Origin of the sequence: Mycobacterium hippophais, assembly GCF_027529605.1 — a bacterium.
Classification (GTDB): domain Bacteria; phylum Actinomycetota; class Actinomycetes; order Mycobacteriales; family Mycobacteriaceae; genus Mycobacterium; species Mycobacterium arseniciresistens.
This window is the reverse complement of the sequence record NZ_JAPZPY010000002.1, coordinates 56,108-68,054: the sequence shown is the minus strand read 5'-3', so window position 1 is coordinate 68,054 and position 11,947 is coordinate 56,108. Positions and strand designations below refer to the sequence as shown.

At 68.9% G+C, this 11,947-nt stretch carries 9 protein-coding genes; 2 read left to right on the top strand and 7 right to left on the bottom strand.

Going from position 1 to position 11,947, the window contains the following annotated elements; all coding sequences use genetic code 11:
- Positions 1-9 precede the first annotated feature (9 nt).
- Both O6P37_RS06110 and O6P37_RS06105 read left to right on the top strand, forming a co-directional pair.
- A complete protein-coding gene (locus O6P37_RS06110) occupies positions 10-591 on the top strand; it encodes a TetR/AcrR family transcriptional regulator (RefSeq protein WP_269893236.1) in 582 nt (193 codons plus the stop codon).
- Positions 588-2,123 (top strand): glycerol-3-phosphate dehydrogenase/oxidase, encoded by a 1,536-nt coding sequence (locus O6P37_RS06105; protein ID WP_269893235.1) that lies wholly within the window; start codon positions 588-590, stop codon positions 2,121-2,123. The genes O6P37_RS06110 and O6P37_RS06105 overlap by 4 nt, the downstream gene beginning before the upstream one ends.
- Before the next feature lie 26 nt (positions 2,124-2,149).
- Here O6P37_RS06105 and O6P37_RS06100 read toward each other — a convergent pair whose 3' ends face one another.
- The 7 genes from O6P37_RS06100 to aceE form a co-directional block, all read right to left on the bottom strand.
- Complete coding sequence (locus tag O6P37_RS06100; RefSeq protein WP_264010539.1) at positions 2,150-3,571, bottom strand: acyl-CoA carboxylase subunit beta; 1,422 nt, start codon at positions 3,569-3,571, stop codon at positions 2,150-2,152.
- Between the two features lie 54 nt (positions 3,572-3,625).
- Positions 3,626-4,879: a 3-oxoacyl-ACP synthase KasB gene (gene kasB / locus O6P37_RS06095; RefSeq protein WP_269893234.1), complete on the bottom strand. Its 1,254-nt coding sequence runs from the start codon at positions 4,877-4,879 to the stop codon at positions 3,626-3,628.
- A 38-nt stretch (positions 4,880-4,917) separates the two neighbouring features.
- A complete protein-coding gene (kasA, locus tag O6P37_RS06090; RefSeq protein WP_269893233.1) occupies positions 4,918-6,168 on the bottom strand; it encodes a 3-oxoacyl-ACP synthase KasA in 1,251 nt (416 codons plus the stop codon).
- Positions 6,165-6,464: a meromycolate extension acyl carrier protein AcpM gene (gene acpM / locus O6P37_RS06085; protein ID WP_264010542.1), complete on the bottom strand. Its 300-nt coding sequence runs from the start codon at positions 6,462-6,464 to the stop codon at positions 6,165-6,167. Before acpM ends, kasA begins: the two co-directional genes overlap by 4 nt.
- A 98-nt stretch (positions 6,465-6,562) precedes the next feature.
- Positions 6,563-7,468, bottom strand: a complete 906-nt coding sequence (locus O6P37_RS06080) for an ACP S-malonyltransferase (protein WP_269893634.1) — start codon at positions 7,466-7,468, stop codon at positions 6,563-6,565.
- A 143-nt stretch (positions 7,469-7,611) separates the two neighbouring features.
- A complete protein-coding gene (locus O6P37_RS06075; protein ID WP_269893232.1) occupies positions 7,612-8,898 on the bottom strand; it encodes a PucR family transcriptional regulator in 1,287 nt (428 codons plus the stop codon).
- A 41-nt stretch (positions 8,899-8,939) separates the two neighbouring features.
- Positions 8,940-11,729 (bottom strand): pyruvate dehydrogenase (acetyl-transferring), homodimeric type, encoded by a 2,790-nt coding sequence (gene aceE, locus O6P37_RS06070; protein ID WP_269893231.1) that lies wholly within the window; start codon positions 11,727-11,729, stop codon positions 8,940-8,942.
- Between the last annotated feature and the right edge of the window lie 218 nt (positions 11,730-11,947).

Genomic DNA, 11,947 nt, shown 5'->3' with positions numbered 1-11,947 from the left:
GTGTTACACATGCTGTCAAGCAGTAAAGCCATGGAGGCGTCCGTCGAAGAACGCATCCTCGACGCGGCGGCCGAATGCGTGCTCGCCTTCGGAGTGGCCCGGGTGACCCTCGCCGAGATCGCCCGCCGCGCCGGGGTGAGCAGGCCGACGGTGTACCGGCGTTTTCCCGACACCCGGTCGATCCTGGCGGCGGTGCTGACCCTGCGGATCACCCACGCCCTGGACGACGTGCCCAGCGGCGGCGTGGGCCGCAGGTGGGTGGTCGAACGCATCGTCGCGGTGGCAGGGCGGCTCCGCCGCGACGACGTCATCATGGCGGTCCTGCACGAGGCGCCGGAGCTGGCGATGCTCTATCTCTCCGAGCGTCTCGGAACCAGCCAGCAGATCCTGCTCGACACCGTCACCGGCGAATTGAAAGCGGCCCAGGACGAGGGCAGCGTCCGGCCGGGCGACGCGCGTCAGCTCGCGGCGATGTGCCTGCTGATCACCCAGTCGACCATTCTCTCGGCGCAGACCATCGCGCCCATCCTCGACGCCGCCGCGCTGGCGACCGAACTCGAACACTCGCTGAACGGATACCTCGCACCATGACCGGTACGACGACCGCGCTGAACGCCGCCCGCCGCAGGACCGAGCTCACCGCCCTGGGCGACGGCGCAAGGGTCGATGTCGTCGTCATCGGTGGCGGCATCACCGGTGCCGGAATCGCGCTCGACGCGGTCACCCGCGGGCTGTCCGTGGTGCTGGTCGAGAAGCACGACCTAGCCTTCGGCACCAGCCGATGGAGCTCGAAACTGGTGCACGGCGGGCTGCGTTACCTCGCGTCGGGCCACGTCGGCATCGCCCGGCGAAGCGCCGTCGAGCGCGGAATACTGATGTCGCGCAACGCGCCTCACCTGGTGACCGCGATGCCGCAGCTGGTGCCGCTGCTGCCGTCGATGAACCGCGCGTCCCGGGCGCTGGTGCGGACCGGCTTCCTGGCCGGCGACGGGTTGCGCAGGCTGGCGGGCACGCCGGCCTCGACGCTGCCGCGGTCACGCCGTGTCGACGCCGGTCGCGCCGTCGCGCTGGCGCCGACGGTGCGGCGTGCCGGACTCGACGGCGGATTGCTCGCCTACGACGGCCAGCTCGTCGACGACGCTCGGCTAGTCACCGCCGTCGCCCGCACCGCCGCCCAGCACGGCGCGCGGATCCTGACCCGGGTGGCGGCGTCGCAGGCCACCGGGACGTCGGTCACCCTCACCGACCAGCTCACGAAGGAGTCCACGGTGGTCGCGGCCGGTGCGGTGATCAACGCCGCCGGCGTGTGGGCCGGTGACGTGGACACGTCCATCCGGCTGCGGCCCAGCCGCGGCACCCATCTGGTGTTCGACGCCGCGGCCTTCGGCAATCCCACTGCGGCGCTGACCATCCCGATTCCGGGCGAACTGAACCGGTTCGTCTTCGCCATGCCCGAGCAGCTGGGCCGGGTGTATCTCGGGCTCACCGACGAAGACGCGCCCGGCCCGGTGCCCGACGTCCCGCAGCCGACCACGAAGGAGATCGACTTCCTGCTCGACACAGTCAACACCGCGCTCGACGTTGCGCTCGGGCATGGCGACGTGATCGGTTCCTACGCCGGCCTGCGGCCGCTGATCGACACCGGAGACGGCGACACCGCGGACCTCTCGCGGGAGCACGCGGTCGTGGAATCCGGTGACGGTGTGCTCAGTGTCGTCGGCGGCAAGCTCACCGAGTACCGATACATGGCGCAAGACGTGCTCGACCGCGCCGTGGTGCTGCGCAAGCTGGCAGCCATACCCTGCCGCACCCGCAACCTGCCACTGGTCGGTGCGCCGGCGAACCCGGTGGCGACCCTGCGCTCGCCGGTCGACCTGCCGTCCTCACTCGTCGCCCGCTACGGCGCCGAGGCGCCCAACGTCGTCGCCCGCGCCGCCCGCGATCGGCCGACCGACCCGGTCGCCGACGGAATCGACGTCACCAGGGCCGAATTCGAGTACGCAGTGACCCACGAAGGGGCGTTGACCGTCGACGACATCCTGGACCGGCGGACCCGCATCGGCCTGGTCGAGTCCGATCGGGCGCGCGCGATGACGGCCGCGCAGGAGTTCATCGCCGACTGAAACACCACTCGGCCGGAGTCGAGAACTTACAGCGGGATGTTCTTGTGGCGGCCGCGGCGGGCGGGCGCCTCGGCCAGCGCCTGGGTCACCTTGCTGCGGGTGTGCGACGGGTCGATCTTCTCGTCGACCACGCCGATCTCGATGGCGGAGTCCACGCCACCGGCGATCCGCTCGTGCTCGGCGGCCAGCTCCTCGTGCAGCGCCTCGCGATCCTCGGGCGCCGCGGCGGCCAGCTTCTTCTTGTGCAGGATGCCGACCGCGGCCTTGGCGCCCATCACGGCGACCTCGGCGTCGGGCCAGGCGAACACCTTGGTGGCGCCCAGTGAGCGGGAGTTCATCGCGATGTAGGCGCCGCCGTAGATCTTGCGGGTGACCAGCGTGACCCGGGGAACGGTGGCCTCGCCGAAGGCGTGCAGCAGCTTGGCGCCGCGGCGAACCACGCCACCCCACTCCTGGTCGACACCGGGCAGGTAGCCGGGCACGTCGACGACAACCACGATCGGAACACCGAACGCGTCACAGAGGCGCACGAAACGGGCGGCCTTCTCCGCGCTCTCGGAGTTCAGGCAGCCGCCGAGGCGCAGCGGGTTGTTGGCCAGCACACCGACGGTGCGCCCCGCGAGCCGGCCGAGGCCGACCACCATCGAGGGCGCCCACTTGCCCTGGAACTCCTCGAACGGCGTGCCCTCGTCGAGCAGCGCGTTCACCAGGGGGTGCACGTCGTAGGCGCGCCGGGCGGAGTCGGGGAGCAGCGCGGTCAGGTCGGTGTCGCCGGCCTCGGCCTTGCTGCGGTCGAAATGACCCTGCTGGCAGAACAATCCGACGAGCCGGCGGCCACGCTCATAGGCGTCGAGTTCGTCGTCCGCGACGATGTGGCACACGCCGGACTTCTTGTGGTGGGCCTCGGGGCCGCCGAGGGACACCATGTCGACGTCCTCACCGGTCACACTGCGCACCACGTCGGGCCCGGTGACGAAGACCTTGCTGTCGGGCGCCATGACGATCACGTCGGTCAGTGCCGGACCGTAGGCGGCGCCACCGGCCGCGAAGCCGACGACCACCGAGATCTGCGGGACGTAGCCCGAGGCCCGGATCATGGCCTCGAAGACCAGGCCGACGGCGTGCAGCGCCTTGACGCCCTCGGCCAGCCGCGCGCCGCCGGAGTGCCAGATGCCGACGATCGGGCTCTGCTCCTCGATCGCGGTGTCATAGGCGTTGACGATGTGACGGCAGCCCTCGACGCCCATCGCGCCACCCATGACGGTGCCGTCGGTGCAGAACGCGATGGTCCGCACACCGTTGACGGCGCCTGCGGCGGCGAGCACACCCGAGCGGTCCCGCTCGTGCAGCAGTTCGACCGTGCCGTCATCGAAGAACGAGCCCAGACGCAGCAGCGGGTCGCGGGGGTCGAGTGATTCGCCGACAGTCTCCGGTGCCATTATCGTCATGTATCCTCCTGTGCCCGTTCCGATGTCGGCTTGCGCCCCCGGAAGTCGTGTGTGTCAGTACTTCCCGAAGGCGACCGCGACGTTGTGCCCGCCGAATCCGAACGAATTGTTGATCGCGTATTGGTAATTGCCTGGTCGTGGTGAGCCGGCGACGACATCGAGGTCGATGTCCGGGTCCAGGTTCTTCAAGTTCAGTGTCGGCGGGATGACACCATTGCGCAGTGCGAGCACCGTCAGGATCGACTCGACGGCACCGACGGCGCCGACGGAGTGCCCCAGCGCCGCCTTGGGTGCGTAGACGGCCGGCTTGTGGCCGCCCATCGCGTTGTTGATGGCCTTGCCCTCGGCGACGTCGCCGACGCTGGTGCCGGTGGCGTGGGCATTGACATGGTCGATGTCACCCGGCTGCAGGCCCGCGAGCTGGATCGCCCGCGTCATCGCGTGCCCGGCCTGCTCACCGTTCGGGTCGGGCGCCACGATGTGGTACCCGTCCGACGTGACGCTCGCACCCATGATGCGCGCCAGGATGGTGGCGCCACGGGCCTTCGCGTGCTCCTCGGTCTCGATCACCATCAACGCGCCGCCCTCGCCGAACACGAACCCGTTGCGGTCCTTGTCGAACGGGCGGCAGGCGCCCGCGGGATCGTCGTTGGTGGTCGACAGCACGATGCGCATCTGGGCGAAGCCGGCGATCGGCACCGCCTCGATCTTGGTCTCGACGCCGCCGCAGATGGCGACGTCCGCCTCGCCGAGCACGATGTTGCGCCAGGCCTGGGCGATGCCCTCCGAGCCGGAGGCGCAGGCCGAGACCGGGGTGATCACCCCGGCCCGGGCCTTGCGCTCCAGGCCGACCGCCGCGGCAGCCGCGTTCGGCATGTACATCTGCACGGCGAGCGGGGACACGGCGCGCAGGCCCTTGGCCCGCATGCCGTCGTAGGCGAAGAGCAGTTCCTCGGTGGAACCCATGCCGGTGCCGATAGAGACCATCAGCCGCTTGGGATCCACCTCGGGCGAACCCGCGTTCTCCCACACCCGCCGGCTCAGCACCGTCGACATCTTCTGCAGATACGACAACCTGCGCAGCTCCACACGCGTGAGCTCGCTGTCGAAGTCCTCCAGCAGATGACCGCCGATGCGGACCGGCAGGTCGTACTCCTCGACGAACGGATCCTCGAGCTTGCGGATCCCACTTTGTCCGTCCAGCAGCCGCTGCCAGGTGGTTTCGGCGTCCGTTGCCAGGGCGGTGGTCATCGCCATACCGGTGACGACCACGTTGGGGAAGCCGTTCCCCGTTGCTAACCCTGCCATTACTGCTCCGTTGATCCCTTCTTACGCGCGAGCGCTACTCAGTAGCGGCCGAACGCCAGAGCCACATTGTGGCCACCGAACCCGAACGAGTTGTTGATGGCGTACTTGTAGTCGCCATAACGAGGCTCACCTGCAACGACATCGAGATCGATCTCGGGATCGGGGGTTTCGTAGTTCAGGGTCGGCGGGATGACGCCGTCACGCAGTGCGAGCACCGTGAGGATCGACTCCAGGGCACCCACCGCACCGATGGAGTGGCCCAGCGCCGACTTCGGCGCGTAGACGGCGGCGTGCTCCACACCGGCGACCCGGATGGCGCTTGCCTCGGCCGTGTCACCGATCGGCGTGGCGGTGGCGTGTGCGTTGACGTGCTCGATGTCCTTGGGCGAAAGGCCCGCGGTCTCCATCGCACGCTTCATCGCCTGCCCGGCCCGAAGGCCGTTCGGATCCGGCGCGACCATGTGGTACGCGTCCGACGTGATGCCGGCACCCATCAGCCTGGCCAACGGCTTGGCGCCGCGGGCCTTGGCATGCTCCTCAGTCTCGATGATCATCATCGCGCCGGCCTCACCGAAGACGAACCCGTCGCGGTTCTTGTCGAACGGCCGTGACGCGCCCGCCGGGTTGTCGTTGTTCGTCGACATCGCGCGCATCATCGAGAACGCCGCGATCGGCAGCGCCTCGATGCCGCCTTCGACACCGCCCACGACGGCGAAGTCGGCATCTCCCATGACGATCTGACGCCAGCCGTGGGCGATGGCCTCAGACCCGGAGGAGCACGCCGACACCGGGGTGATGACCCCGGCGCGGGCGCCCAACTCCAGGCCGGCGACGGCCGCCGCGCCGTTCGGCATGATCATCTGAACGGCGAGCGGGGACACCTTGCGGGGCCCGCCCTCGTTCATCGCGTCGTAGGTCTCGACGATCTTCTCGCCGCCACCCAGACCGGTGCCGATGATCACCGCGAACCGGTCCGGATCGACCTCGGGGATGCCCGCGTTCTCCCACAGACGACGGCTCAGCAGCTTCGACATGCGCTGCACGTAGGACATGCGACGCATGTCGATCCGGGTCATGTGGTCGTCGACGTTGTCGACCAGGTGACCGCCGATGCGGACCTGGAGGTCCCACTTGTCGACGAACTCGTCTTCGAGGACGCGGATACCGCTCTCGCCGGCCAGCAGGCCCTTCCACGTGCTCTCGACGTCTGCCGCGAGCGACGTGGTGGCCTCGACTGCGGTCACGACGACGTTCGGGAAACCGCCGTTAGCAGTGGAAGGCCTGGTCACGATTCCGCCGAGAACTTCTCGCGCAGCGCGGCGGCGGCTTCGGGGTTTTCTTCCTCGAGCTTCTGGATGTAGGCGACGACGTCACCGACGGTGCGCAGGCCCGCGAGGTCCTCGTCGGGGATCTTCACGCCGTACTTGTCCTCGGTCTGCACCGCGATCTCCACCATCGACAGCGAGTCGATGTCGAGGTCGTCGACGAAGCTCTTCTCGGGGGTGACCTCGGAGGGCTCGATACCGGTGACCTCTTCGATGATCTCGGCGAGACCGGCGATGATTTCTGTCTGGCTGGCAGCCACTGTGGCTCCTTCTATCGGGGTTGTTACTTGGTGGACGTTCTCTTTGGTTGGACGTTTTTCACTTGGCTGTCCCGGACGGCGCTGGCCGGGGCAGACGGTCAGAGCTCGTTCAGCCCGTCCAGATCGGCCGGAGTCTTGACGGCACGCGCCGGCACTCCCTTGAGCTCACGTTTTGCGATGCCCGCCAGCGCGCCTGCGGGCGGGAACTCGACGATGGCGACCGGTGCGAGCTCGCGGATCGTCGCGGTGCACAGGTCCCAGCGCACCGGCCGGGTCAGCTGGGCGACCAGCTTGCCCATGGCATCGGCAGCCGAGGCTACCGGTTGCCCGTCGGCGTTGGACAGCAGCCGGGTGGTGGGCTCGGCGGGGGTGACGGCGTCGGCCGCGGCCGAGTAGCCGTCGGTGGCGGGCGCCATGAAGTGGGTGTGGAAGGCGCCGGCGGTGGCCAGTGGCCGCACCCGGGCCTTCTCCGGCGGATCCTCGGCGAGCTTGTCCAGCGCCGAGCGCGCCCCGGCGGCCACGATCTGGCCTGCGGCGTTGCGGTTGGCGGGGACCAGGTCGAGCGCCTCGAGGCGGGCCAGCACCTCGGCTTCGTCGCCACCGAGCACCGCGGACATCCCGGTCGGCTCCAGCGCGCAGGCCTTGGCCATCTCGGCGCCGCGGGTGGCGGCCAGCCGCACCGCGTCGTCGGCGGAGATGACCCCGGCGATCGCGTACGCCGCGATCTCGCCGACCGAATGTCCCGCGACGACCGTCTCCGTGCCGGCGAGCAGCCCGCGGCGGTTCAGTTCCTCGTGCGCGAGCAGGGTGGCGGCGACCACCAGCGGTTGCGTGACCGCGGTGTCGGTGATTTCCTCGGCGGTGGCGGTGGTGCCCAGCCGGGCCAGGTCGAGCCCGGCGATCTCGGACCATGCGGCGATGCGCTCCCCGGCGCCGGGCAGTTCGAGCCACGGCGCCAGCATTCCGGGGGTCTGCGAGCCCTGTCCGGGAGCGAGCAGCGCGATAGGTCCTTGGGGCACGTCTCTAAGAGAACACTGTGAAGAGCACTTCGCGCCGTGTAAGAGATTATGAACCTTGTCTTATGTTTTTGTGGACAGTCCACAAAACTGCATGTGAAGCGACATCATCGACACCTCGCCGCAACGTGTTACCTGCGCCGCTGTGATGTCTCACCGGCCGGACGGACCGCCGGAACCTGCACAGATCCCTTGTTGGGCGCAGTCGGCTGATATGCCTTGTTGTTCAGCCGGCCCACCGTCACGGCCACCCGCAGCACGTAGGCGTCGCGGGGCAGCGTGGGATCCCGACCGGTGAAGTCGGCGATCCGTTTGAGCCGGTAACGGACGGTGTTTGGATGAACGAACAATTTGCGTGCGCATGCTTCGATCGCACCGCCCGAGTCGAGATAGGCGTCCAGGGTCTCGGTCAGCGCGGGCCCGGCGTCGGCCAGCGGCCTCATCACCTCCGAGGCGAGCGCGGCCATCGCGGTCGCGTCACCGAGCAGTGCCCGCTCGGGCAGCAGCTCCCTGGCCGACACGGGTCGCGGCGCCAGCGTCCAGCCGGCCACCGCGTTCATCCCGGAGATGGCCTCGGTGGCACTGCGGTGCGCACCCGCCAGCGTCGGCGCCGTCGGCCCGACTACCACCGGGCCGTCGGCGAACGCCCTCATCAGGTCGGTGACGAACCGGTCGGTCACCGACAGCGGTCCGGAGACGATCGCGACCAGCCAGTTGCCGTGCACATCGGTCAGGGCCGCCCGGTCGTTGCGGCTCACCACGTCGCGGACGTCGTCGGAGGCGAGATCCTTGCGATCGGGATGCGGCAGTCCCACGATGACGGTCGCGGGCGCGGTGGCGTCCCAGTTCAGCGCCGCCGCCTGGGACTGCAGTTCCGGTCCGATGTCGCCGCGCACCACCGCGTCGACCAGGTTGGCCTCCATCCGGGTGTCCCAGGCGCCGCGCGCCTCGGCCTGGTCGGCGTACGCGGTGGCCGCGGCGAACGCCAGGTCGCGGGAGTAGCGCAGGATGCCCGCGGTCAGCGCCGTCAGCTGCTCCTCGTTGCGGGCCAGCAGCGGCACCACCTCTTCGAAGAACTCCATCGTGATCCGGACCATCTCGACGGACTGGCGCAGCGCGATGCGCCGCCGGAGATCCTGGGGCACCACCTCGAAGGCCTGCGCGGTGTAGCTCACGTCGCTCTGCGGATCCCGCATCCACTCGACGAAGTTCACCACCGCGGCCTGCACGACGAGCTGCACGCTGGCCCGCTGCGAGGCCTCCAGGCCGGCGAAGAACGGCAGCCGCTCCTCCATGACGTGCACCGCCTGGGTCGCCAGCTGACCGGAGAACTGCTTCAACCGGCGCAGCACCGCGTCCGGCACCGTCTGCAACACCTCGAGGGTCGACGCCGGCGGAACGTACCGATTGTCGGGCATCCCTAAAATCTACGCCGCTATTTGGCGGCTTCCTCCAACCGTCACGCGACGCCGGGATCGGAGGTCTGCTCGGGGGCGGCCATCACGTCGTCGATCTCGTAGCGCCGGGCCGCCTCGACGGCCACCGAGGAGTCGATGTTGCCGTCGCGGGCGAGTCCCTCCAGCACCGCCACCGCGACCGATTCACCGTCGGTGTTGAAGTAGCGCCGTGCCGCGGGCCGGGTGTCGGAGAAGCCGAACCCGTCGGTGCCCAGCGTGATGTACGTGCCGGGCACCCACGGACGGATCAGCTCGGGCACGCCGCGCATCCAGTCCGACACCGCAACGACCGGTCCGGCCGCGTCCTCGAGCACCTTGGTGATGTACGGGGTGCCCGCTGGCCGCTCCGGGTGGCGCAGCAGATCCTTCTCGACCTGGACACCGTCGCGGTTGAGCTCGCCCCAGCTGGTGACCGACCAGACGTCGGCCGAGACGTCCCAGTCCTCGGCCAGCAGTTCGGCCGCCCGCAGCGCCGAGGGCATGCCGACGCCCGACACCAGGATCTGGGCGGTGTTCGACTTGCCCTGCGGTCCGCGCTTGTAGCGGTAGATGCCGCGCAGCAGGCCCTCGACGTCGAGGTCCTCGGGCTCGGCTGGCTGCTGGTAGGGCTCGTTGTAGATGGTGAGGTGGAAGAACACGTTCTCCGGGTTCTCCCCGTACATCCGTTCCAGACCGCTCTCGACGATGTAGGCGATCTCGTAGGCGAAGGCCGGGTCGTAGGCCACCACAGCCGGATTCGTCGAGGCCAGCAGGAGCGAGTGGCCGTCGGCGTGCTGCAGCCCCTCGCCGACCAGCGTGGTGCGCCCGGCTGTGGCGCCCAGCACGAAGCCGCGGGCCATCTGGTCGGCCGCGGCCCAGAAGCTGTCACCGGTGCGCTGGAAACCGAACATCGAGTAGAAGATGTAGAGCGGGATCATCGGCTCGTTGTGGGTGGCGTAGGCGCTGCCCGCGGCGATGAACGTGCCGACCGAGCCGGCCTCGTTGATCCCCTCGTGCAGGATCTGGCCGACTTCGCTCTCCTTATACGCCAGCATCAACTCCGCGTCCACCGACGTGTACAGCTGGCCGTTGCGGTTGTAGATCTTCAGATTCGGGAACCACGAATCCATCCCGAACGTGCGCGCCTCGTCGGGAATGATCGGCACGATGCGGTGCCCGATGTTCTTGTCCCGCAACAGTTCCTTGAACGTGCGCACGGTCGCCATGGTGGTGGCGACCTCCTGCTTGCCCGAGCCCTTCTTCAGCGCCTTGTAGGCGTCGCGGCCGGGCAGCGTCAGCGCCTTGGACTTCGTCCGCCGCTCGGGCACGAACCCGCCGAGCGCACGGCGCCGGTCGAGCAGGTAGCGGATCTCGGCCGCCTCCGGTCCGGGGTGGTAGTACGGCGGCAGGTAGGGATTGTCCTCGAGCTGCTCGTCGGTGATCGGGATGCGCTGCGCGTCGCGGAAGTCCTTGAGGTCCTGCAGCGCAAGCTTCTTCATCTGGTGGGTGGCGTTGCGGCCCTCGAAGTGCTTGCCGAGGGTGTAGCCCTTGATGGTCTTGGCCAGGATCACCGTCGGCTGGCCCTTGTGCTCCGTCGCGGCCCGGTAGGCGGCGTAGACCTTGCGGTAGTCGTGCCCGCCGCGCTTGAGATTCCAGATGTCGGTGTCGGACAGGTTCTCCACCAACTGCTTGGTGCGCGGGTCGCGGCCGAAGAAGTGGTCACGGACGTAACTGCCGTCGTTGGCCTTGTAGGTCTGGTAGTCGCCGTCGGGGGTGGTGTTCATCAGGTTCACCAGCGCACCGTCGCGGTCGGCGTGCAGCAGCGCGTCCCACTCGCGGCCCCACACCACCTTGATGACGTTCCAGCCGGCGCCACGGAAGAACGACTCGAGTTCCTGGATGATCTTGCCGTTGCCGCGCACCGGTCCGTCGAGGCGCTGCAGGTTGCAGTTGATGACGAACGTCAGGTTGTCGAGCGCCTCCAGCGCGGCGACGTGAGCCAGGCCGCGGCTCTCCGGCTCGTCCATCTCACCGTCGCCGAGGAACGCCCACACGTGCTGATCGGAGGTGTCCTTGATGCCGCGGTCGTTCAGGTAGTGGTTGAACCGCGCCTGGTAGATCGCGTTCATCGGGCCCAGCCCCATCGAGACCGTGGGGAACTCCCAGAAGTCCGGCATCAGCCGCGGATGCGGGTAGGACGGCAGCCCGCCGCCGGGGTGGCTGTGCTCCTGCCGGAAACCGTCGAGCTGGTCGGCGGTCAGCCGGCCCTCGAGGAACGCGCGGGCGTAGATGCCGGGGGAGGCGTGGCCCTGGATGAACACCTGGTCGCCGCCGCCGGGATGGCTCTTGCCGCGGAAGAAGTGGTTGAAGCCGACCTCGTACAGCGCCGCCGACGACGCATACGTCGAGATGTGGCCGCCCACACCGACTCCCGGCCGTTGCGCACGGTGCACCATGATGGCGGCGTTCCACCGGATCCACGCCCGGTACCGGCGCTCGACGTCCTCGTCGCCGGGGAACCACGGCTCCAGTTCGGTGGGGATGGTGTTGACATAGTCGGTGGAGGTCAACGCCGGGATGGCGACGCGCTGCTCACCGGAGCGCTCGAGCAGGCGCAGCATCAGGTAGCGCGCCCGCGAGGGGCCGGACCGCTCCAGCAGTGCGTCGAACGATTCCAGCCATTCTGAGGTCTCTTCGGGGTCGATGTCGGGCAGGTACGACGCGACACCGTCACGGATCACCCGGACCCGGTCGGGCTCGGGTGAATTCGATGAGTTTTGAGCCAGGTCCTGGCGCGCGAACTCGGTGGTCAACTTCCGCTCCTTGGTAGTGCGGTACGGGGGTGCGGGCGCGATCGGCGCCAACGACCTCCATCGTCCTCCCATCGTGCCCGAACCGCACCGCTGGGGGTGAGGAGCCGAACTATCCGACGGTGGGGGGTGCCACGCGGTAACGTCTGCAGACCGTGCCGACCGGTGTGGTGCCTCATATTGACAAACCGGGCCGCCAGTCATCCGCTTCAGCAGGGCGG

Coding starts and splice junctions, on each gene's coding strand:
- O6P37_RS06100 (WP_264010539.1), bottom strand. CDS start 3,571: ATGACGATAATGGCACCGGAGACTGTCGGCGAATCACTCGACCCCCGC.
- O6P37_RS06075 (WP_269893232.1), bottom strand. CDS start 8,898: ATGCCCGACAATCGGTACGTTCCGCCGGCGTCGACCCTCGAGGTGTTG.
- O6P37_RS06105 (WP_269893235.1), top strand. CDS start 588: ATGACCGGTACGACGACCGCGCTGAACGCCGCCCGCCGCAGGACCGAG.
- O6P37_RS06110 (WP_269893236.1), top strand. CDS start 10: ATGCTGTCAAGCAGTAAAGCCATGGAGGCGTCCGTCGAAGAACGCATC.
- kasB (WP_269893234.1), bottom strand. CDS start 4,879: ATGGCAGGGTTAGCAACGGGGAACGGCTTCCCCAACGTGGTCGTCACC.